Origin of the sequence: Ekhidna lutea (assembly GCF_900188325.1) — a bacterium.
Lineage (GTDB): Bacteria > Bacteroidota > Bacteroidia > Cytophagales > Cyclobacteriaceae > Ekhidna > Ekhidna lutea.
In genome coordinates, this window is the sequence record NZ_FZPD01000001.1 from 137952 (window position 1) to 159087 (window position 21136).

Annotated in this window: 21 protein-coding genes; 11 read left to right on the top strand and 10 right to left on the bottom strand. The window is 43.2% G+C overall.

The window, feature by feature from the left end:
* Positions 1 to 16: 16 nt before the first annotated feature.
* Both CHB71_RS00525 and CHB71_RS00530 read right to left on the bottom strand, forming a co-directional pair.
* Positions 17 to 811, bottom strand: a complete 795-nt coding sequence (locus CHB71_RS00525; RefSeq protein WP_089354926.1) for a HEAT repeat domain-containing protein — start codon at positions 809 to 811, stop codon at positions 17 to 19.
* Between the two features lie 81 nt (positions 812 to 892).
* On the bottom strand, positions 893 to 1444 hold the full coding sequence (locus CHB71_RS00530; protein ID WP_179213266.1) for an RNA polymerase sigma factor: 552 nt from the start codon (positions 1442 to 1444) through the stop codon (positions 893 to 895).
* A gap of 143 nt (positions 1445 to 1587) precedes the next feature.
* Between CHB71_RS00530 and CHB71_RS00535 the strand changes: the two genes are divergently transcribed.
* From CHB71_RS00535 to CHB71_RS00545, 3 genes are all read left to right on the top strand, one after another.
* Positions 1588 to 4452 (top strand): FAD-binding and (Fe-S)-binding domain-containing protein, encoded by a 2865-nt coding sequence (locus CHB71_RS00535; RefSeq protein WP_089354928.1) that lies wholly within the window; start codon positions 1588 to 1590, stop codon positions 4450 to 4452.
* Between the two features lie 55 nt (positions 4453 to 4507).
* Positions 4508 to 5326 carry a LytTR family DNA-binding domain-containing protein gene (locus tag CHB71_RS00540; RefSeq protein WP_089354929.1) on the top strand — a complete coding sequence of 273 codons (819 nt, stop codon included), beginning with the start codon at positions 4508 to 4510 and terminating at the stop codon, positions 5324 to 5326.
* 91 nt (positions 5327 to 5417) lie between these two features.
* Positions 5418 to 6038 (top strand): DinB family protein, encoded by a 621-nt coding sequence (locus CHB71_RS00545; protein WP_089354930.1) that lies wholly within the window; start codon positions 5418 to 5420, stop codon positions 6036 to 6038.
* 254 nt (positions 6039 to 6292) lie between these two features.
* Here CHB71_RS00545 and CHB71_RS00550 read toward each other — a convergent pair whose 3' ends face one another.
* Positions 6293 to 7081 (bottom strand): PhzF family phenazine biosynthesis protein, encoded by a 789-nt coding sequence (locus CHB71_RS00550; RefSeq protein ID WP_089354931.1) that lies wholly within the window; start codon positions 7079 to 7081, stop codon positions 6293 to 6295.
* Between the two features lie 407 nt (positions 7082 to 7488).
* On the opposite strand from CHB71_RS00550, the gene CHB71_RS00555 reads away from it, so the two are divergent.
* On the top strand, positions 7489 to 7671 hold the full coding sequence (locus CHB71_RS00555; RefSeq protein WP_089354932.1) for a hypothetical protein: 183 nt from the start codon (positions 7489 to 7491) through the stop codon (positions 7669 to 7671).
* Between the two features lie 15 nt (positions 7672 to 7686).
* Positions 7687 to 9102 (top strand): formylglycine-generating enzyme family protein, encoded by a 1416-nt coding sequence (locus CHB71_RS00560; RefSeq protein WP_089354933.1) that lies wholly within the window; start codon positions 7687 to 7689, stop codon positions 9100 to 9102.
* 5 nt (positions 9103 to 9107) lie between these two features.
* Here CHB71_RS00560 and CHB71_RS00565 read toward each other — a convergent pair whose 3' ends face one another.
* A complete protein-coding gene (locus CHB71_RS00565) occupies positions 9108 to 9524 on the bottom strand; it encodes a hypothetical protein (protein ID WP_089354934.1) in 417 nt (138 codons plus the stop codon).
* A gap of 273 nt (positions 9525 to 9797) precedes the next feature.
* On the opposite strand from CHB71_RS00565, the gene CHB71_RS00570 reads away from it, so the two are divergent.
* Together CHB71_RS00570 and CHB71_RS00575 are read left to right on the top strand one after the other, a co-directional pair.
* Positions 9798 to 10067, top strand: a complete 270-nt coding sequence (locus CHB71_RS00570) for a hypothetical protein (protein ID WP_089354935.1) — start codon at positions 9798 to 9800, stop codon at positions 10065 to 10067.
* Positions 10068 to 10204: 137 nt separating this feature from the next.
* A complete protein-coding gene (locus CHB71_RS00575; RefSeq protein WP_089354936.1) occupies positions 10205 to 10639 on the top strand; it encodes a YHS domain-containing (seleno)protein in 435 nt (144 codons plus the stop codon).
* 355 nt (positions 10640 to 10994) lie between these two features.
* On the opposite strand, the gene CHB71_RS00580 is transcribed toward CHB71_RS00575, so the two are convergent.
* Complete coding sequence (locus tag CHB71_RS00580; RefSeq protein ID WP_089354937.1) at positions 10995 to 11708, bottom strand: DsbA family protein; 714 nt, start codon at positions 11706 to 11708, stop codon at positions 10995 to 10997.
* Between the two features lie 134 nt (positions 11709 to 11842).
* Between CHB71_RS00580 and CHB71_RS00585 the strand changes: the two genes are divergently transcribed.
* Together CHB71_RS00585 and CHB71_RS00590 are read left to right on the top strand one after the other, a co-directional pair.
* A complete protein-coding gene (locus CHB71_RS00585; protein WP_089354938.1) occupies positions 11843 to 12409 on the top strand; it encodes an RNA polymerase sigma factor in 567 nt (188 codons plus the stop codon).
* A complete protein-coding gene (locus CHB71_RS00590; RefSeq protein WP_089354939.1) occupies positions 12396 to 12782 on the top strand; it encodes a DUF6768 family protein in 387 nt (128 codons plus the stop codon). The genes CHB71_RS00585 and CHB71_RS00590 overlap by 14 nt, the downstream gene beginning before the upstream one ends.
* A gap of 165 nt (positions 12783 to 12947) precedes the next feature.
* Here CHB71_RS00590 and CHB71_RS00595 read toward each other — a convergent pair whose 3' ends face one another.
* The 4 genes from CHB71_RS00595 to CHB71_RS00610 form a co-directional block, all read right to left on the bottom strand.
* Entirely contained in the window at positions 12948 to 13937 is a 990-nt protein-coding gene (locus CHB71_RS00595; protein WP_089354940.1) for a hypothetical protein, read from the bottom strand.
* A gap of 155 nt (positions 13938 to 14092) precedes the next feature.
* Positions 14093 to 14965 (bottom strand): TolB family protein, encoded by an 873-nt coding sequence (locus tag CHB71_RS00600; RefSeq protein ID WP_179213267.1) that lies wholly within the window; start codon positions 14963 to 14965, stop codon positions 14093 to 14095.
* Position 14966: 1 nt separating this feature from the next.
* A complete protein-coding gene (locus CHB71_RS00605; protein WP_144017282.1) occupies positions 14967 to 16133 on the bottom strand; it encodes an alpha/beta hydrolase family protein in 1167 nt (388 codons plus the stop codon).
* Positions 16134 to 16254: 121 nt separating this feature from the next.
* Entirely contained in the window at positions 16255 to 17343 is a 1089-nt protein-coding gene (locus CHB71_RS00610) for an AraC family transcriptional regulator (protein WP_089354943.1), read from the bottom strand.
* 200 nt (positions 17344 to 17543) lie between these two features.
* Between CHB71_RS00610 and CHB71_RS00615 the strand changes: the two genes are divergently transcribed.
* Together CHB71_RS00615 and CHB71_RS00620 are read left to right on the top strand one after the other, a co-directional pair.
* Positions 17544 to 17864 carry a PadR family transcriptional regulator gene (locus CHB71_RS00615; protein ID WP_089354944.1) on the top strand — a complete coding sequence of 107 codons (321 nt, stop codon included), beginning with the start codon at positions 17544 to 17546 and terminating at the stop codon, positions 17862 to 17864.
* Positions 17865 to 17888: 24 nt separating this feature from the next.
* A complete protein-coding gene (locus tag CHB71_RS00620) occupies positions 17889 to 20501 on the top strand; it encodes an ABC transporter permease (RefSeq protein WP_089354945.1) in 2613 nt (870 codons plus the stop codon).
* Here CHB71_RS00620 and CHB71_RS00625 read toward each other — a convergent pair whose 3' ends face one another.
* Entirely contained in the window at positions 20502 to 21014 is a 513-nt protein-coding gene (locus CHB71_RS00625; RefSeq protein WP_089354946.1) for a DUF350 domain-containing protein, read from the bottom strand.
* Positions 21015 to 21136 lie beyond the last annotated feature (122 nt).

The window sequence follows — 21136 nt, forward strand, 5'->3', positions numbered from 1 at the left end:
AGTCCTTATTTTGAGTTTATGTATTCTTGAGTGTTTCGATGCTTTCGTTAAGCTTTTCCTTTACGAATTCATCTTCTGTATTTTCTTTCAGCTTTTCCATGGCATCCACAGATGATTTTTCCTGAATTGCCACCAACACATCTGCTATGGCAACTAACATCAGCGGAGATTCCTGCATCTTTAATGCATCTACTAGCGCATGCCTAACATCAGGCTCATCGGCGTAGCGCAACAAAGATTCCAAAGAGGCTAATCGCACGTTGATATTATCATCGTGATTCAGCGTAGATATCAATGCATTAATCACTTTCTCATCTGCCTTTGGCATCTCGGCAGCCATATTTACAGCACGAATACGTTCCTGTGCCTTCGGCTGCTCAATGAGGGTAAGCATCATCATTTCTTTCATGCTTTGAATTTCGCTGCTTAACTGAGCGATATCCTGCTTCTGATCTTGTGATGGCAACATCCACCAGCCGATGAACAGTCCCATCGCCAATGACGCCAGCCCAACTTGCCAGCTTTTGGTCATTTGTGCTACAATCCAGTCAAGCACATTCGGGCGAACTTCTTTTTGCTTCTCAACATAGGCAGCCATCATTCCTTCAAATCGGGCATTCATGGAATCACTGGGTTCAGGTCGTTCAATCTCCTCAAACAAGTCCCAGGTCTGCTCCAGGTCTTTAAGCTCTTTAGCTTTCTCAGGATTGGATAGAAGAAACTCCTTCAATGCCTTTTCCTCATTCTCGCTGATGTTTCCTGCCAATTTATCCTGCCAGAGTTCCTCCGCTTTTTTATTTGTTATTTTCATAGCTATCTCATTTTGAGATTAATGTTCTTCTTTACATCCCCCTGCCATCTCACATCCTCCACACCCCCCTTCAAAGGGGGATTAGACATCCATTTTTATGTAGGACTCCCGTAATTCTTTTAATATTCGATGCACTCGAACTTTGATTGCGCTCTCAGTCACTCCAAGCATCTCCGCCACCTTGGCGTATTTCACTTTTTGAAACCGTACCAACTCAATCAGCTCCCGCTTTTCTTCTGATAAGTTGGCGAGTGCTTTTTGCAGGTAATTCAATTCGTCACTTTTTTCCATTTCTACCTCCTGATTTATATTCTCGCTCAATCGCTCTTCATAGGGATTCATGTCCTCCTGAAAAGCATATCGTTTATTCTTTCGGTAGTGATCGTGATGAACGTTTCTCGCCATCTGGAAGGCCCACACTTCAAAGTCACCATTTTCTTTATAGGTGTGTTTGTACTTCAAAATCCGCATGAAGACGTTTTGCACCAGGTCTTCACTTGTCGCTCCATCATTGGTCATTCCATAGAAAAAGCCAAAGAATCGGCGACTGTACCGTTTGTAAAGCAGGTTGAGTTTTTCTACCTCTCCTTCTTTCACTTTCAACATCAAACTGTGGTCTTCCAGTAGGTTCATTTGGTGCATTCTGTCGGGGAAACTCCCCTAATTTCGGAAGGTTACATCGGGATTGGAAATTATTTAACTCTCCCCTGACCCCTCTCTTGAAAGAGAGGGGAAATTTCCGAAAGGAAATGGGGTGAGTTGATTAGGTTTGACCTATGAACTTCGGAGGTCTAAAAAAGGAACTTAAAGGCGAGCTGCATACCAGAGAAGCCATCCGCCGCATCTATGCTACGGATGCATCTGCCTATCGGGAAGTGCCTCAGGCTGTAGCGATCCCAAAGACTGAAGAAGACCTCAAAAACCTCATTCGATTTGCTGCTGAAAATAAAACCTCTCTGATTCCTCGTACAGCCGGAACATCCCTGGCCGGACAGGTAGTTGGTGGTGGAATTATAGTAGACGTTTCAAAACACTTCACCAAAATTCTGGAAGTCAATCTTGAGGAAGAATATGTATGGGTGCAGCCAGGAATTGTACGAGATGAACTAAACCGGGAGCTTTCAAAGCATGGCTACTTCTTTGCTCCGGAAACCTCCACAGCCAATCGGGCGATGATTGGTGGGATGATTGGAAACAACAGCTGTGGTTCTAATTCAGTGGTCTATGGAAGCACAAGAGAGCATTTGCTTGAAGTAAAGGCACTATTGTCTGATGGTTCTGATGCTCATTTCAAAGCTTCTGAAGATTTACGAGGTAAATCAGAATTAGAAAATAAACTCTACCAAAATATCTCAGATATTCTTTTAGATGAAGCGAATGTCCAGCGCATTAAAAAAGAGTTTCCCAAGCCAAATATTCCTCGAAGAAATACCGGGTATGCCTTGGATATGCTGGCAGATATGCAGCCCTTTAATCCTGATGGAAAGCCTTTCAACTTCTGCTCCCTGATAGCCGGATCGGAAGGAACGTTAGCTTTTGTAACAGCCGCCAAACTGAAGATCACCAAAATACCAGAAGGTCATAAAAGGCTCGTTTGCATCCATACCAAAACGATTGATGATGCTTTGAAAGCAAACCTGATCGCACTCAACTATCAACCGTATGCCTGTGAGTTGATGGATCATTACATCCTTGAAGCCACTTCTCGAAATAAAGAACAAGCGGAAAACCGATTTTTTGTGGAGGGTGAACCGAAGGCCATACTAGTGGTCGAATTGATAGGTGAAACGGAAAAAGAGGTAGATATCCGTATCCTGAATTTTCTCACGGAAGTGGGTAAGCAACGATTAGGCTATGCATTTCCGATTATCAAAGGAGATGATATCACCAAGGTCTGGAACTTAAGAAAGGCAGGTTTAGGATTGCTTTCCAACATCCCCGGAGATACAAAACCTGCCCCTGTTATCGAAGACACGGCAGTAGACGTAAAAGATTTGCCTAATTACATCGGCGACTTCAATAAAATTCTTCATAAGCATGGATTGTATAGCGTACATTATGCACATGCCGGATCCGGTGAATTGCACCTTCGTCCGTATCTGAATCTTAAAACAGAAAAGGGAGTAAAACTCTTCCGAACCATAGCAGAAGAGATTGCCGACCTGGTTAAGGAATACAAAGGCTCACTCTCGGGGGAGCATGGCGATGGGCGTTTACGTGGAGAGTTTATTCCAAAGATGATTGGTGAGGAAAACTACCAGTTACTTAAAAAAGTGAAGCAAGCGTGGGATCCCCACAACATCTTCAACCCAGGGAAGATTGTGGACACAGCTCCCATGGATACCTCGCTTAGATATGAAAAGAATCAGCAGACGCCTGAGTTTGAGACCATGCTGGACTTCTCACAAGATGAGGGGATTGTACGATCAGCAGAACTATGCAATGGATCCGGTGACTGCCGAAAATCAGAACTGACAAGAGGCACGATGTGCCCCAGCTATCAGGCCACCCGGGATGAAAAAGATACCACCAGAGCCAGAGCGAATATTCTTCGAGAGATGCTCACTCGATCTAAAGAAGCTAATCCATTCGCACAGCCTGAAATCAAAGAGGTGATGGACCTCTGTTTGTCTTGCAAAGGCTGCAAACGAGAGTGCCCATCCAATGTGGATATGGGGAAGCTGAAAGCAGAGTGGCAATATCAATCAATGAAGGAAAAAGGTGTGCCTTTCCGAACCAAGATGATCGCCAACTATGCGAAAAGCATGGAGCGGTTTGAGAAAGCTCCCTGGGCATTTAACCTGACCAGAAACCTTTCCAAGCCCATGCTGGGATTTGCATCCAAGCGATCCATCCCGAAGATGGCGAATCAAACCTTACGCTCATGGTTTGATAAGAAGTTTCATTCGCTACAGCGAAAGCCAAAGAAGACCGTCTACTTCTTTTTTGATGAATTTACCAATTACCTGGATGTGGAAATCGGCAAAAAGGCAATCATGCTCCTGGACCGGATGGGGTATGAAGTGAGAGCTGCCAATCATGCCATCAGTGGGCGAGCTTACTTATCTAAAGGCATGCTGGAGGAAGCGAAAGAATTTGCTGAGCAAAACGTTTCACTCTTTCATTCACTTCTTAAGATAGATTCTTGCCTGGTAGGTATTGAACCATCGGCGATTCTGACGTTCCGTGATGAGTATCCGGATTTGCTTCGCGGAAAAGAAAAGGAACAGGCACTGAAAGTAGCCGAGAAAACCTTTACAATCGAAGAGTTTTTAGCTAAGGAGTTAGAAGAAGGAAGGCTGAAGTCAGAAGACTTTTCACATGATAAAAAGAAGGTTTTAGTCCACGGACATTGCCACCAGAAGGCACTTTCTTCCATGACCCCCACAATGAAAATTCTAAAAGCCTCTGAAGGCTTTGACGTGCAAATTATCCCAAGTGGATGCTGTGGAATGGCCGGCTCATTCGGCTATGAAAAAGAGCATTTTGAGGTATCCATGAAAATTGGAGAACTGGTGCTTTTCCCCAAAGTACGCGAAGCAGAAAAAGACACCATCATCCTGGCATCCGGTACTTCCTGTCGACATCAGATTTGGGATGGAACGGGTAAGGTCGCGAGGCATATTGTAGAGATTTTATAATCCACTCATGTAAAAACAATAGACATTGAGTTGCATTTCTGGTTAAATTCATATCATGACCATAGCACTTCCACATCAGAAAATCAAACTCAGTGACAACACGGTACGTCGTTCATTGATGGTGCTGCTATCTTTTGTGATGACGCATCTGATCACCTATCAGAAGCTGCCATTTTCACCGGATTATCAATTCCCGTTTATCCCTTTTACAATCTTCCTGATTTACGGATTGTTTATCTGTGAAACCAACACCTGGAATTATCGACGGCTTTCAGGCAAGTCTAAACTTGGCTTTGATACGAAATCCGTTTGGTTGATCATTCGCACCAACCTTGTATTCTGCTCGGTCATCTTTGCGATTCTGACTATCCTGCAAATGATCATTTTCCAGTATGTCATGAACCCTTTTCGGTTTGTAGGATTATTAGGAGTGTGCCTTATGATTTCATTGATCGAAACTGGAGTTTTTGTTATTCGAGCATATGCCAAAAGCAATGGGACACTAACCCTCAACAAGCTGGCAGCTAAAAGTCAGACGGTCTCCATTGTGCGAAACAATGAGCTTCGTACCATCACGGAAGAAGAGATTTCCTGCTTTGTTCATCAGGATGGTTGTGTATTCCTGATTGATAAAGAAGGATCTAAACTAGTAACTCAATACGAGTCTTTAAATGAGGTTGAAGAAAAACTCTCCAACCGATTCTTCAGAGCGAACCGACAAACGATTATTTCCAGAGGTGCAATCAGTTCGCTCCAAAAAGATGTCAATAATAAATTAAAAGTGCATTTGGAACAGCTTTCAACGTGCATCACCGTCAGCCGATATAAAAGCCGGGAATTGAAAACCTGGTTTCAATCGGACCATTCAGCCTGAAAACAGCTACCACTCAGCTTCTACATTCCCTTTTTCATGATCTGGCTATCCTCCTCCTCGTTAGGATTGGCTAAAAATTAACTGAATACACATGAAAAAGTATGTAAGCACAATTACCCTTATGTTGGTCTGGATTATTGGGTCGTCATTCAACACACTAAAAGAAGGTGATCTCACCAAGGAAGACCGAAAGTATGTGATCAGCTATCTGAAGCAATCGCAGAAGGAGCTCTTTAGCAGGATCAAAGATTTGAGCGAAGAACAATGGACATTTAAAGCCACAGATACCACCTGGTCTCCGGCCGAAATCTGTGAGCATATTTTTAAAGCAGAGAGTAGCCTCATTAGCAGAGCTGATGCGATGGACACCACCAACTGGAGCCCTCGAGGAGAAGATTATGTACAAGAGAAAGTTCAATTCGTTATAGACTTTCTCCAAAACCGTGAGCGTAAATTCAACGCTCCTGAACGACTTCAGCCGGAAAGCCAATTCAGTACCCCTAAAGCTTTCCTTAGCGAATTCAAACAGAAGCGTGGTGAGACCATTTCTTATGTCAATGATGTGGAAAAGCCGCTGAAAGGGTATTACAAAGATTTTGGTCCCTTGGGTGAAATCAGTGGTTATCACTGGCTGGTGTTCATCAGTGCACATACCCAGCGACACATTAAACAACTGGATGAAGTACTAGAAAATCCTGATTTTCCAATTTGAGTTTTTTGTTAGAGTAGTTGATAAGAGGCTCATTTATTCTGAGCCACTCGAACCTGCCTTTCAAGAGGCAGGTTTATTTTATTTGCCAGCAAAAATTTAATATAGACCTTATTCCCCTGCCTTTGCCGGCAGGCAGGCTTGGGAGGATAGCTCTTGCTATCCGAGTCATGGGAATCTATTATCAGTTCTATGGATTGAGATTCCCAAGTCTCGTTCGTCCCTCACTTGCAAGGGAATAGGGATTGAATCTAATTTTAAACCTCAATCTCCCCTTTCATGTATGTTACTGCATTGCCGGCAATAAGCACCCGCTCGCCTAAAGCTGTACAATTAAGGTAGCCTTTGCGCTCTGAGAGTTGGTAGGCGATCATTTCATTTTTTGCAAGTTTTTCAGACCAATAGGGGATTAGTGAACAATGAGAGGAACCTGTCACAGGATCTTCGAATAGTGCGCCCCCAGGGAAGAAGAATCGTGAAACAAAATCTACCCCGTCTCCTTTGGCTGTGCAGACAATGCCCCCTTTTTCAAATTGTGCCGGACTCAACAGGCTTTCGTTCACCTTAAGTGCCCGTACTTCCGCTTCACTATCGTAGACCAGCACCCAATCACGAGATTTCAACACCTCTTTGGGCGCGTGTGAAAATGCTTTCAACAATGTTTCATTCATCTCAGCTGGTTCTGGTTTTCGAGATGGAAAATCCAACTGCAGCAAATGGTCTTTTCGTTTCACAACCAGTGGACCGCTCATCGTCTCAAAGTCGATCTTGTCTTTTTTATATCCCATGTGATTGAAAATGACATGCGCCGAAGCAAGTGTCGCATGACCGCACAGGTCAATCTCAAACTCCGGTGTAAACCATCGGAGATCAAAGAAATCTCCCTGATCCTGGAAAAACGCGGTTTCCGACAGGTTATTCTCAATGGCGATCTTTTGCAACACATCATCGATGGGCCACTCATCCCCGATCGGGACTACTGCGGCAGGGTTCCCTGCAAAGAGGTGATCGGTAAACGCATCGACTTGGTAAATAGGTAGCTTCATACCTAAAGATAAAAATCACTGGTCAGGAATTAGAAAGATGCTGAAATAAATTCAGCATGACACTCTTTAAAAAATAGATTGCCCTGAGGCTAGCCGCCCGCACTGTTTCCTTCAGTTCGATATAAAAACCAATAAAAAACCTAGCCAAACGTCACTCAGAGCCTTTTCGGTTGGAGGTGTGAGGGAAAAAGGCGTGGAGTCTTTCTAATTCGAAGAGAGATTCCACGGCTTCCATCCCACCATCTGCCCAGAGAGCCTCTGAATGACGGTTTTTTATTGGTTTTTAAATGCTTACGTCGAATTAAGGTTATTTCTGGGTCTATCGTTCAAAAAAGAACGGTTTTAGGTGCTAACTGTACGCTTATGATACAGATAACCGCCTCATTCAACCGACCGTATAACTCTTCATGAAACTACTACTCTGGTTTATCCTCCTTGTCATCTGCTGGCCTCTGGCATTGGCCATTTTGTTCTTTTATCCGGTTATCTGGTTGATTTTGCTGCCATTCAGACTTTTGGGCTTTGCCGTTGAGGGAGTGTTTGCCTTTATCCGCGCGCTGTTTATGCTGCCGGCGAGGATACTCAGTTAAAAACCCAAACGACCTATGAAACACCTAACCACAATCCTCCTCCTCATTTGTACGTCCACTTTCGCCACCGACCTGAAAGTGGAAAACACTATTTACTACTATGAAAATGGCCGATCCTATGTCTCCATGGATATTAGCTGGCAAAATGCTTTCCGGCTGGAACAAAATGGAGTCAAATTTCATGATGCGGCATGGGTGTTTTTCAAATGGGTGAACAATGAACGAAACGGCTATATCACTATTCATGTGAAGCAGGGTGGTCACAAAGCAGTTGCAAATGGGCAGGAGCAGGTCCCGTTAACGTTCACTCCGAGCAAAGACGGCATGGGGGTTTTCATTTCGCTGGCAAATCCCGGAGAAAGTGACGTATCTGCCAGAGTGGTGATCGAGCTTGAACCTACCGATTTTGACGGAATCAATGCGAGGCAACAGCAGCTGATCCCGTATGCGATCGAGATGGTCTATATCCCGGAAGGGCCTGTTACGTTGGGCGCTCCCAACACCACCGAACATGGTGCGCTCTACCTTTCTGATAAGGACGGAGCAATAAAGGGACTTTATGAAATCAAAAAACAAGACCAATCCATAGACATTGGGCCGGAAAACAACAAGCTGTATTATCAAGCTCAGAGCGGATATGAAGGGGATCAGCAAGGCACTATCGGAGCTGAGTTTCCTAGGGGAGTAGCCGGCTTTTACATCATGAAGTATGAACCCACACAAGGCCATTATGTAGATTTTCTAAACAGTCTCTCGCCCGAACAACAAGCGGCCAACAACCTGTCTGAAGTAGAAGGTTACTCTCAAAACCGAGGGACCATCTATCAGGAAAATGGAATGTTCATCGCCGGAAAACCCGATCAGCCCTGCAACTATATCAGCTGGGATGAGGGGATCGCGTATGCGGACTGGGCTGGTTTAAGACCAATCACTGAATTTGAATACACCAAAGCGTGTCGTGGTTCCAAAAGTCCCATTGAAATGGAGTTTCCATGGAATACCGCTGAAAAGACACAGGTTCGCAGGCAATTAAACAGTACCGGGGATTTGGTTTACCTGGATCTGGATGAGGGAGACATCACCAATGAAAATCGGGATTTGTATGGCGTGTCGCTATTCAGAGTGCACGATCTGGCCGGTAGTCTTTGGGAGAAGGTCATAAGCATCGGGCATGAGAAAGGGCGCAACTTTCAGGGAACACATGGAGATGGTGATCTCACTGAAAATGGAAGTGCAACGAATATCGATTGGCCCAAAGGAAATCAGGACTCGGGCGGGTTTGGTTTTCGCGGAGGTGGCTTTTATGGCTATGGACGGGAGTACCACGACTTCAACCCTTACAGCCCCATCGCGTTCCGCCCGTATGGCGGCTGGGCCGGTGGCAACAGTCATCCGGCCTATGGGATTCGGTTGGGGAGGAGTGGGGAGTGATAGAGTTATAAAAACACGGAAATTGTAACAGAGATTGTTGAGACAGCAAGAGATATAATAGCAATTATGGTGGCCATTTGATACTTTCTACGTTCATATTGCATCCCAGCTAAGATTGACGTCATGTAGGGGAAATTTATTTCATGTCCTTTTTCATCCTTCCCATAATCTCCTCTGTTTATAAATAATTTAACATGTGAATTACCTGCGTTTTGGTAGTTGAATTTATGATTAAGATGATAGTAAAGTCTCCCAAATACAATGTCTTTATCAACTTTTAATTCTTGAGCAATTTTTAGTAAGTCAACTCTTACAAAAATTTTATTATCACGAATCGAATTATCATTCTCATATTGCTCAAAATCATTTTTGTGTGCTTTATAAATCTTTTCCAAGATTTGAATATCTGTTGGTAGTTTCATACCTAAATATAATTAACCCTCCCGTTTTTTGGAATAGATGAACATCCCCCTGCTCTCACACCTTCTCTCACACCCCCCTTCTTAAGGGGGATTAAGTTCTGAAGAATTCCCCCTTAGCAAAGGGGGGTGCGTATGCCAGAGGGCTGCAGGGGGATATAAATACTCAAAATCCTATCCCAACCACCAAAGCGTCGAACGCCTGTGTTAAGGAAGGAATTGATTCGCAGTTTAAGTTGTTGCTGTTTTAGGCTCGAGATCAACTAACTTTAATACATGACGCAGAATCAAAAACTCAACGCGATCCTGAGGCACCTGAATTATATTTCTAATCATAGAAATAAAAGCATCCTGACTGCCTCAGACGTTTCAAGGTACTTTTTTAAGGAATTTGAAGTAGAGATCCCGGTTGGAGAAGCCAAACGTCTGTGTCAGCTATTGATCGATAACAACGTAGTAGCGGATGTAGATACCACCGATGAGCTATGTATCGGTTATAGCAATTCCACCTCAAAGGCATTGCAAAATTCAAAATACATGGATTAAGAAAGTCATCTAGAACATCTTGCTGTTAAATCCTCCCCCTAACCCCCGAAACGTCGGACCGCCTCCAGAGGGGACAACTAGCCGACAAACGAACTTCTCACCTGATCTTTCAACCCTTCATTCCCGTACCATAAGATATGAGAACAGCAACATCTATTTTACTTATCGCTTTTTGTTTCATTGCCTCAGCTCAGAAAAGTCCTGTCTACACTACCAATGATGGTGCCATCAAAGGGTATGACCCGGTTGCGTACTTCAAAAATGGAGAGCCGGTAAAAGGAAGTGAATCTTTTTCTTTTGAATGGACAGGTGTCGAATGGCGTTTTAGTTCACAGGAAAATCTGGAGGCATTTAAAGCTGAGCCGGAACAGTACGCGCCTCAATTTGGTGGGTATTGTGCATATGCCGTTGGCAATGGCTATACATATGAGTCCAGTCCCATGGCCTGGCGTATTGTGGACGGAAAGCTCTACCTGAATTACAGCAAGGGCATCCAGAAAAAATGGGAAGCAGATCGGGATGCTTTAATTAAAAAGGCAGAAGAGAATTGGCCGGGGGTTGTGGAAGAGTGATTTGAATCCCCCTAGCCCCCTTTACTAAAGGGGGAATTCTTCAGAACTTAATCCCCCTTTGAAGGGGGGTGCGAAGGCTATGACGGCTGCAGGGGGATGTTTTTATCTTCACCCTAACATCACACAATCTGCAGAGGCAGACAGTTTCCATTAAGGCATCATTTGTAAATGAACCGTATTCCCTTGGGAGGATAGCAACAGCTATCCGAGTCATGGGAATCTCCTAGTTAAAGGTGTAGAGATTCCCAAGTCTCATTCGTGCCTCACTCGCAAGGGAATAGGGTTTGTGAATGATCCTCATTTCTAACTTCTTCGTCGTTCGCAAGCCTGCAGTAGGCAAGGGAAAGGGAATGGCTTAGGCCTCCTCCATCGTCTTCTCCACCTGCGCTTTCATTTGCTCAAAGGTGGCATAGCCATGCGCGATCATGAAAAGCTGGTCTTTGTGTAGTAAAACCATCGTCGGGTAGCCTTGCACGCCCCACTGACGGTTGAGAGAGAACTCTGCATTGGTTTCATAGCGAATCTCTTCGCTTTCGAATCGATCAGAGAATTTCTTAAAATCAACATCAAACTTCTCACAAATGCTTTGGTAGAATTCCAGTTGTCCCGGATCCTCAGACTCCACATAAAACTTTCGCTGAATCTCCTCGAAGAATTCCATTTCTTTTTCCTGAACTAATGGTCTGGCTGCAACGACTGCCCTACATGCGGGCTCTGTATCGTAATTGAAATCATCGCGATCCATGAGTCTGTAGCCAAACGGCTGCCCGCTCATTTCAGTCACATGGCCCCAGTGTTCTTTCAGAAAATCCTTCATTTTGTCATCCCACGCATCTCCGCCTCCCGGTCGCAGGCCACCAACCACTATTCTATATCCGACCTCCTTGTCGCGGTAATAATCTCTCAGTTTGATCAAATCCGGAGAAATACCCCAGCACCACGAGCACATGGGATCACCAATGTAGATGATCTCGGTTTTGTCTGTCAGTTTATCCTGACCGATGGATTGTAGGTCTTCGAAAGTAGAGGGTGTACAAATGCCGGTTTCCGGGTCACAGTATGGGTTCATGTGCTAATATTTGGTTTGTCAACAGCATCAGGGGCTATTGAGTTTCTTCAAATCACCTCATTTTAGCTGCTTATCAGTAGATTGATAAAAATTCATTGAACCTTTTTCGACTTCCACCGACTAAGGGTTAGCAAATGAAAACTTCGGATCAAATAATAGAGGAATGGTTGGTGATCAATTGCCAGGCCGGAGATCGCAAAGCATTTGAATTGTTGGTGAAACGCTGGAATCCAAAAATGCTGGCCCGGGTTTACTACACAACGAAAGATGCCTCCGCCTCCAAGGACATTGTTCAGGATGCCTGGATTACGATCATCAAAAAAATCAAGACTCTAAAAGATCCCGCTGCTTTTCAAGGCTGGTCTTTACGAATTGCTACCCACATGGCCATCAACTGGATTAGATCCAATCAGGTCAACAGAAAAAGGGAAGACATTCGAAAGACCACACAAGCCGAGTTTGCTGAACATAGTCTACGCCCGGATGAAGGAACGCTGGACGCTCTCAAACGAGCAATTGACGAATTGCCCGATGAGCAAAAGACGGTGATCCAATTGTTCTACCAGGAAAACTTGTCCATAAACACTATCAGTGGCTTACTGGGTATTCCTGCCGGAACAACGAAATCACGACTCTTTCGCGGACGAGAATATTTAAAAGTAATGTTGGAAAATAAAATGTACCAGGATGAAAAAGAATGATGAAATAGATCAGATGATCAAAGAAGCATTGTCTGAAGATGAAAAAGAGTTGTTTAACACCTACGATGAACAAAGCATGTTTCAAATGCTGGGAGGACTATTTCAGGGGAAAATGAAATGGCTCAATGCCGGGATTCTGATTGTTCAATTTGTGTTCTTCGGTCTGGCCGTTTACTGTGGTTACCGATTGTTAAGCACTTCAGACGTTTCGGAGATGATACCGTATGGAGTTGGGGTTATGTTTCTACTCATGGCCATCGGCATGCTAAAACTTTTCCAATTCATGGAAATGCATAAGAATGCCACCATTCGCGAGATCAAGCGACTGGAACTTCAGGTTTCGGTGCTGGCCAAGTCTTTGAAGAAAGATTAAAGCTACGAGAAAAGATTTTTGAGCAGGGGAAAGCACTAAATAACCCTTTTATTCCTGCCTTTGCCGGAGCTTCGTGCAGGCAGGCCCTAAAGGGATGTTCTTAGCTGCTCCCTTTAGGGTGGGGGGTAGTTTCGACTTTAAGAAAAATTTTTCTCGGAGTTTAGATCAACGCTTCCGGGCAAAAGAGGTCACGATCCCGAATTTGATTCCGGAGATATTCGAGCCGTCAGCCTTATAAAACGGAATGGACACATTGGTGAACATTCTGAGGTTGACGGTTGAATTTCGGTTGATCAGGTAGCCTCCTCCAACATATGCCCCAATCCCTGTTTCAGTAACCGAATAATCTGTGTCGTACAAACGATCACTGACATTGGTGTAGCCATATTCCATTCCTCCCTGAACATAAAATGTCATGCGCTTTCTCGTCAGAGGATACAAAACGCCCAGATTGATATTCCCTGTTTGCATGCGTCGATCCGGCGAATGATGGTTGATCGAAAGGTGCGAAGAAGGATACAGCTCAAAATCGAAATTGAAAAGTACGGTGGCTGCATCATAAGTGTAGGTAAGCCCAAAACCCGATAGTGTGCTTTCATTGGGAATGTGCTTGCCCCCTAACATCACTCCCACAAAATGATTGACTTTGATTTGCGCCAGCTCAACCCCTTGCTGGTCGTATTCAGTCACTTCATCAATTTCAATGTCCGTCTTCGCCGTTTTATTGGTGAAAAATGATCTCCCCAGCCTTGACAGCAGTAGATCCAGATCCTGCTCCACAGATCCCTTTGCCATGTCGTGCCACACCTGCATATGGTTGGCCGATTCATAGACGCCAAGCGAGATGATATAAACCCCTTGAAGAAAGTGAATCTCTCCCTTCATAACATATCGTGAGCCTTTGGTGACAGCAACCCTGGCCGATTCCGCCAGCGGTTCTCGCGCACTGTAGTTTTGATTGCCAATTTGTTCATTGAGCAGAATGGTGTAATCGTGGTTGTCTTCGATGTACGACTTAATCAGCTTGGAGGTAGAATACTGCAGACCTGCAGCAGAATCCATATTGATCAATTCAAAGCCGGTAAAATAAACGACATTCTGAGCAGTTGCTAGTTTGAGCGTGAGCGAACCGAGTAGAAATAGAAAGGCCTTCATTGGGTTGTGGTTTAGTTGTCTGGACTAAGTATTCTACAACCCGATATCCCCCTAAGCCTTTCAGCTAAATGTTGAAATAAAGTCCTGATCGTTAGGGGCTAAAGCAAATTTTACTGACTAAGCGGATTTTTTTGGCGGATTGCTGATTTCCGTGTTTAGTCTAATCTTACTTCTACGGAGTAGATATCGGCGGGGATTCCATCTGATCCGAATTTTGCGCGAGTGAAATACAATCTTCCTCCAGGTCCCGGTTTGGCACTGTATTCATACAGTTCGGTACTGAGTTCTTTCCCCAGACAGACGGGTGCTTGCCAGTCTCCATCCTCAAAGTAGCTGATATAAACATCTCCGGCACCCATTCCACCTTCACGGTCTGTAGGCGTAAATATCAAAAAGCGCTCATCAGGATCAATGTAACAGTGTGAATCTGGCCCATCGGTATTTATATTGTCATTGAGCTTGTACGGTTGTTGATAGTCCTCATTCTCCCATTTACTCACATATATGTCTGTCTCAACCCCACGTTTGTACCTGACAAAATACAGACTACCACTTTTAGCCACATAAGGATGTCCTTCATTGAACTCATCAGAGTTGATTAAATCAGGCATTCGTTTGGCCTCACTCCATCCGTCCTCCGCTTTTGATGAATACCAGATGTCGCTATCATAATCAAACCCTCTATCACCAGGCCTATTCGAACCAAAGTAGATCCTGTTTCCATCTGGAGAGAAGGAAGATCCTCTATCAAAAAAATCACCGGAGAAAGGGGCTAAAATAGGTTCTGACCATTTTTCATCTACCTTGTATGAAAAGTAGATTCTCCGATCAAAATGTGGCAAATCAGATCCGGAACGAGTGAACGTCAAAAGATTACCGTCCGGAGAAAAGGAAAGATATTCATCCCAGGTAGTTTCTAAAGAAACGATCCCAGGAAGGAAAATCTCAGCATTTCCCACTACCTCCTGACCTGGCGCTTTTAGTATAAAAGCCAGTAATATGAAGAATAGCTTAGATCGATTACTCATATTATCGGTATTTAAATTCAGCAAGTTCATTTAATCTTTCTGTGTCAGTACCTTCTCCTTTGATGAAAGAATGGCCATTCTCATCTTCGAAAAAGTAATAGTCAAAAAAGCTTTTAGTCAAGCCTATTGTACCTAATACAATGTCTTTTCCTTCTTCGGAACTCCTCCGTCTAACCACTCGCGAATCATCAACTCCCATTACGTGAGCAAAAAGACCAAAATTTTGAAAATCAAAATGAGACGCGCTATGAAAGCCAACCTCATAAACGGGTGTTTCAAGTGATTCGACTATAGTGAGGTCTTTGTCATGAGCTTTGGTGTATAAGTTTAATAAGGGTACTTTAAGTGTATTAGCGTTGATATTGAGAGAATCAATAAATTTTTGAGCACGTGGGTTATTTATGGTGCCATCCAGTGAGGCTACTGCTTTAACATCTGAATTTCTGCACGCCAGTAATGCTGCAACACCTCCTCCAAAACTGTGGCCAATAGCTCCTATCCGCTCTTTGTCAACATACTCCTTCTTTCTGTAAGTGTTTAATGCAAATAATGCATCCAAATACAAGCCTTCAAGTCCTTTGCTATTGTAGTGCACAAATTTATTTTCAAGGCTATTTCCCAGGCATGGAATCACAACCACGATGTAACCATGGCTAGCGAGGTACTCCCAAAGCACTGAATTTTCCATCTGATGATCGTCTAATCCCAGATTATAAATCAGCAAAGGGAACGACCCTTCCATTATTGGGATTTCAGAATATGCCATAGTCTCCATTCTAAATAATACTCGCATTAGAGAGTCGGAGCGGGGGCCGAACTGTCCCTGAAGATTTATGTCTCTCAATCCAAGTACTTCATTGTAAGTTGCGAATTGAGGATTAGAAGGATATAGACGTATTTGATCTTCGAAACTCATTCGTAAGCTTGAGGTTTGCTTCGTTCCCGGATAATACACTTTGACCCTGATGGGTCTTCCTTTCAATGCATGCGGTAATGAATCTGATGATGGGAACATTCGGGTTGTGTCAACCAAAAATTCTGCTTTGAACCCAACATCGTATTTACCAGGTATTAAATCCAACCAAAGAGGTGAGGTTGATTTTTGAGCACTTGACATTTGTGCAAATAGCATCCCCAGGATGCAAGTGAGTTTTATTAATTGTTTCATTAGTCTTACCAGCCATTATTTAATCAGGCTTAATTTAGTCCTGGATAAAACTACCGCCGGGAAACACGGATTTAGTCACTCAAAAGCACACACAAGTCTCATTTTTAATTTTTGAGACAAATCAGGACTTATGGATATTGCTTCTATGATACTGATTAGGCGTGACACCTTCCAGCTGTTTAAAGACCCTGAAAAATGAAGCTTTGGAATTGAATCCCGCTTCCCGGGCTAAACTAAAAAGATCGTACTTCTGATTCTCCGCTTGAGAGACCATCCGTTTGAATGCATTCACACGAAAGGTGTTGATCATTTCATTAAAATTGGAATACCCATTCTCTGAAAGAAAGGCTTTGAGTGTGGCTCTTGGAATGTTGCTATCCTTGAGAAACATTTCCACATTCAAATTGGGATTGGTGTAAAAATCGGATGAATTTAAAAGGCGATGAATCTCTAAGAATTCTACATCATTATCCATTCGTTTTTCCTCAATAGCTGCTGAAATAAACAAACGCTTCATCCATGAAACCTCAGTCAAAGAGTAAAAGATGAAGAACATGCAGGGAATCATGAATAGATACCTGAATGAAAACAAATAAGCTGGGAAGACATAGTTATAGTTTAAATCAGTAAGTGCTGGGAGCTGATAATGATAATTAAATGAAAGAGGAAGAAGAAATAATGTGCTGACTATTAAGTAGAGATACATTGAATAGTAAAAGCGTTTAAATCGCCCAACCAAACGTGATTTCAATTGTCTGTTCAAATCATATTTTATAATCTTTCCGCACTTCAAGTGATAAAAAATCATGATCGCAATGAGGATCAATTCATGGTAAATAACCTCACTAAATGAATCGGATGGCCAGCCTAGAACAGCTATTCTTATCGGTCGAATTATAAGGTATGCGACTATTGGAACGAATAAGTGAATCAATAATTCCGTGTTCCTTTCTTTCGATAAGGAACGAAGGTAGACGTAAAGCATTGGCGGAAATAAGAACAAATGAGGCCCGCCAAAAATCATGGAGAACGTGGTTCCTTGTATAGGTTCCCAATAGGCAATCTTCACAATTGAGATGGCAAACAAAAAACAAATGATCCCAAGTATGCGATTTTGTAGCTTCTTCTGGTAAACGTTGATCAAACCCATTAAGCATACCTGAATCAATATGCAGAGATAGATTCCCGTATATAATTGTCCCGGATTCATATTCAGGTGCTTAAAATAAATTCTCTTTTGTTAACAATCTGCAATACAAATAACATTAAACCATGCTAAGCCTGACAAACAAATCCTTTTACAGTGGTGCAGTTACCTACGTAATCTTACAATTAAATTTTTTCTGCATTTAAGAAACAAATAAGTTATAATTACGTCTTCATTTAAGAATCATATTAAATCAATCAAATATGAAAGGGACTAACCTTGGCGAATTTCAGGAAATCGTAATGCTTAGTATTCTCATTTTAGATGAGAACGCTTATGGAGTAACCATACAGGAGGAAATAGATCGACGCATGGGGCGAAGCATCAGTAGAGGAGCCCTGCATACCGCCTTGACCCGACTGGAAGAAAAAGGCTTCATCTCATCAGACTATGGGGAGCCTACTTCTGAACGTGGTGGACGTAGAAAGCGCTACTATGAAGTGACCAATAAAGGATTGGCCACTTTGCAGGAGGCCAAGGAACTGAGGGAAGGAATGTGGGATCTGATCCCAAAACTCACCTAATCAATCACTCAAAAAAGGACTACTATGAAACATCCGGACATCCCATCATTTGCCTATAAGCTGTTCAAATGGTTTTGTAAGGATCATCTTTATGAAGAGCTGGAAGGAGATTTGGAAGAATCCTTTCTGGCTAACAAAGAAAAATACGGACTCAAAAAGGCTCGTCGTATTTACACCCGTGAGGTATTGAAAATGATCAGGCCGACGGTACTAAATAAACCCAAATCAGGACCGGGCTATCAGGCAGCTTTGATCAGCAGCTATGTCACCATTTCCTTACGCAATCTTCGACGACAAAAGCTCTTTTCTTTCATCAATATTTTCAGTCTGTCGGTTGCAATGTCCAGCGGGTTATTGGTTATTGGTATGATTTCCGACCTTCTCAAGTTTGACGAGTTTCATGAGCATAAGCACGAGATATACCGTGTCATTTCTTCTGCGACCTATCAATCGAGGCAACTCGAAACGCAGGCCTCTTCTCCACTCGGTTTGGGTCCGGAAATCAAGCAACAGGTTCCTAATATTCAAGTCGCTCAACTGGGCAGAAGACTGCAGGGAACAGCCACTGCCAACGACAAGAAAATATTTGTCAAAGGCATCTATGCTGATGAGCATTTCTTTGATTTCTTCACTTTTGATCTGATAAAAGGAAGTAAACAAAATGGGCTGAAAGACCCGTTTTCAGTGCTGTTATCGGAAAGTTTTGTCAACAAGACCTTCGAAGACAGTAATCCTGTTGGTGAGACCATCGACATTGAAGGATTGGGAACTTTAAAAGTCACCGGTATCGTGGCAGACCCTCCACAGTTTTCCCATTTACAATTTGAAGCCATCGTATCGTTGAGTACCACTTCAATCCTTGCCCGACAAGGAATCATTGATAAGTCTCACGACCAATGGGAAAACCTGGATCGATATTATAACTATATCTACATCCCTGAAAACCAGGAAAAAACCAGTGTGATTGCCTGGTTGAACAACAATGCACCAACCTACTACAAAGACCCGGATAATTTCAAGGCATCTTTTGAGCTGCAGCGTATCAATGAAATTGTACCCGGCCCAAATATCAGTGACTCCATAGGGCCCAAAATGATTTATCTCCCGATTATCATACTATCAGTTATTGCCGCTGCGATCTTACTGTCCGCGATTTTTAATTACACCAACTTATCGATGGCACGCTCTCTAAGACGGGCTAGAGAAGTCGGCGTAAGAAAGTTGAATGGTGCCAGTCGTGCATCAATCTTCGGCCAGTTTACGGTTGAGGCTATCATCCTCTCCCTTTTATCACTTGGTTTAGGAATCCTTCTATTTCGAGTACTTCGAAACGGATTCATAGAAATACTTCCAAGAGCGGAAGAGATGGTTAGTCTGGAGCTTACCCCTCAGCTGATCGGGTGGTTTGTACTATTCGCTATAGCAACTGGTTTGATTGCCGGATTGAGCCCTTCGATATTCTTTTCACGCCTGAGTTCTTTGCGTGCCCTGCGTTCCGGAAAAATGCTTAAAGCATTGTCAGGAATCAGTTTCCGTAAAAGTCTGATTGTGGCTCAGTTTACCCTAAGTATCATATTCGTGATGGCTGTGGTCATTACTCACAAGCAGTATTCTTATTCGCTCAATAATGACATGGGTTTCAACAAGGATAATATTCTGAATCTCAGGGTTCAGGGAAATGATCCCCAAATACTCAAATCAGAACTCATGAAACTGCCTGAAGTATCGAATGTGTCGTTTTCTTCCTACATCCCAGGTGTTGGCAATTGGAACAATCTACAACTGGTGGATGCCAGAAATCAGGATTCGGTTTGGGTGCATCACATCAAAGTAGATGATGCCTTTTTGGAAAACATGCAAATCGAATTAGTAGCAGGAAGAAATTTTGTACCCGGTGAAAATGATGTGCGTGAATCCACCATTTTAGTCAATGAGACCTTCGTGAAAAACTTTGGTCTCGGCTCACCTTCGGAAGCATTGGGGACGGTCTTTAATGTTGAGGGTGAATCCGTTGAAATCGTAGGTGTTATTAAAGACATCATTTATGCCAACCTGGAAGAACATATCAACAGCTTCGTGATAAGAAATACGGGCGAATATCAATATGCTAACCTAAAAATAGCCAGCTCAGATATATTGGGAACACTGGGCAGTGTTGAGCAAGTATGGGACGAGGTTGATGCGAATCACCGGATGGATGCCGCATTCATGGATCAGCAAATTGAAGACTACTATGAGTTTTTAGTGGACTTCATGAAAATTTTTGGATTCATCGGATTCCTGGCGGTCTCCATCAGTACACTTGGTTTATTGGGAATGGCGATCTATTCGACTCAAACCCGCATGAAAGAGATAGGAATTCGTAAGACGTTCGGTGCTTCAGAAGGCAAACTCATTTATCTGCTGTCGAGGGGGTTCTTTAAAATGGTCCTTTGGGCCATCCTGATTGGAACTCCAATTTGCTATTTACTTTTTGACAAAGTCATTCTAGCTCAGAATGTGTATCGAACACAGATTACCATTGTGGAAATTGGAGGAAGCATCATTGTACTGCTTCTATTGTGCATGGTCACTATCATCACCCAAACGTGGAGAGCGGCCAGAACAAATCCTGCGACGGTATTGCGGGATGAGTGATTAAATCGGGGGTAATTCGGGGTAAGGAACAATCGCCTCAATGAGAAGCATGACGCCATCTTTTGTAAGCAGGGTGAGTGTGATTAAAATGCTACTGATGATCAGCGAGACACCTACATTATTTTTCCTGATCTCTTCAAACTCATCAATAGGTGTCAGTTTGCTATACAGGAATGTGCTGATCAATCCGATAAGGATGGTCGCTGTGTAAGCAATCGCGATGTAAATGGCTCCCGTAGCGATGTATTCGAAAGCCAAAGTGAAGCTATCGGCGCTTTTATTGAGCAATCGAAATGAGGATATCAATGGTTGCACAATCCCGCTGATCATGATGCCAACCGACAAAATGATGGCAGAAACAAAGATGCTGTAGGACAGATTGTAATCCTGAATCTTGTAATACTTTCTGCCTACCCACTGCACGATCTTGTAGGTCAGGGCTAAAATGAAAATGCCAATGGTGATGGCTGAAATGATCTCGATCAGTGCGAGTATGGCGATGTTAGGATTCATATTTTAACTTGCTATTCCAATTTTGATTATTAAAATACTATTAACCTGTCTTTTCGACGATAGGAGAAATATTTAAAAATGGCATGCAGAATTAGCATTAAAGACTCTTCAATCAAATACTA

What these genes read in the sequence shown, in the direction of transcription:
- CHB71_RS00550 (WP_089354931.1), bottom strand. Translation starts at nt 7,081, where the DNA reads ATGAAGCTACCTATTTACCAAGTCGATGCGTTTACCGATCACCTCTTT.
- CHB71_RS00525 (WP_089354926.1), bottom strand. Translation starts at nt 811, where the DNA reads ATGAAAATAACAAATAAAAAAGCGGAGGAACTCTGGCAGGATAAATTG.
- CHB71_RS00620 (WP_089354945.1), top strand. Translation starts at nt 17,889, where the DNA reads ATGAAACATCCGGACATCCCATCATTTGCCTATAAGCTGTTCAAATGG.
- CHB71_RS00535 (WP_089354928.1), top strand. Translation starts at nt 1,588, where the DNA reads ATGAACTTCGGAGGTCTAAAAAAGGAACTTAAAGGCGAGCTGCATACC.
- CHB71_RS00570 (WP_089354935.1), top strand. Translation starts at nt 9,798, where the DNA reads ATGACGCAGAATCAAAAACTCAACGCGATCCTGAGGCACCTGAATTAT.
- CHB71_RS00585 (WP_089354938.1), top strand. Translation starts at nt 11,843, where the DNA reads ATGAAAACTTCGGATCAAATAATAGAGGAATGGTTGGTGATCAATTGC.
- CHB71_RS00555 (WP_089354932.1), top strand. Translation starts at nt 7,489, where the DNA reads ATGAAACTACTACTCTGGTTTATCCTCCTTGTCATCTGCTGGCCTCTG.
- CHB71_RS00580 (WP_089354937.1), bottom strand. Translation starts at nt 11,708, where the DNA reads ATGAACCCATACTGTGACCCGGAAACCGGCATTTGTACACCCTCTACT.
- CHB71_RS00625 (WP_089354946.1), bottom strand. Translation starts at nt 21,014, where the DNA reads ATGAATCCTAACATCGCCATACTCGCACTGATCGAGATCATTTCAGCC.
- CHB71_RS00595 (WP_089354940.1), bottom strand. Translation starts at nt 13,937, where the DNA reads ATGAAGGCCTTTCTATTTCTACTCGGTTCGCTCACGCTCAAACTAGCA.
- CHB71_RS00565 (WP_089354934.1), bottom strand. Translation starts at nt 9,524, where the DNA reads ATGAAACTACCAACAGATATTCAAATCTTGGAAAAGATTTATAAAGCA.
- CHB71_RS00605 (WP_144017282.1), bottom strand. Translation starts at nt 16,133, where the DNA reads ATGAAACAATTAATAAAACTCACTTGCATCCTGGGGATGCTATTTGCA.
- CHB71_RS00590 (WP_089354939.1), top strand. Translation starts at nt 12,396, where the DNA reads ATGAAAAAGAATGATGAAATAGATCAGATGATCAAAGAAGCATTGTCT.
- CHB71_RS00545 (WP_089354930.1), top strand. Translation starts at nt 5,418, where the DNA reads ATGAAAAAGTATGTAAGCACAATTACCCTTATGTTGGTCTGGATTATT.
- CHB71_RS00610 (WP_089354943.1), bottom strand. Translation starts at nt 17,343, where the DNA reads ATGAATCCGGGACAATTATATACGGGAATCTATCTCTGCATATTGATT.
- CHB71_RS00575 (WP_089354936.1), top strand. Translation starts at nt 10,205, where the DNA reads ATGAGAACAGCAACATCTATTTTACTTATCGCTTTTTGTTTCATTGCC.
- CHB71_RS00540 (WP_089354929.1), top strand. Translation starts at nt 4,508, where the DNA reads ATGACCATAGCACTTCCACATCAGAAAATCAAACTCAGTGACAACACG.
- CHB71_RS00560 (WP_089354933.1), top strand. Translation starts at nt 7,687, where the DNA reads ATGAAACACCTAACCACAATCCTCCTCCTCATTTGTACGTCCACTTTC.
- CHB71_RS00615 (WP_089354944.1), top strand. Translation starts at nt 17,544, where the DNA reads ATGAAAGGGACTAACCTTGGCGAATTTCAGGAAATCGTAATGCTTAGT.
- CHB71_RS00530 (WP_179213266.1), bottom strand. Translation starts at nt 1,444, where the DNA reads ATGAACCTACTGGAAGACCACAGTTTGATGTTGAAAGTGAAAGAAGGA.
- CHB71_RS00600 (WP_179213267.1), bottom strand. Translation starts at nt 14,965, where the DNA reads ATGAGTAATCGATCTAAGCTATTCTTCATATTACTGGCTTTTATACTA.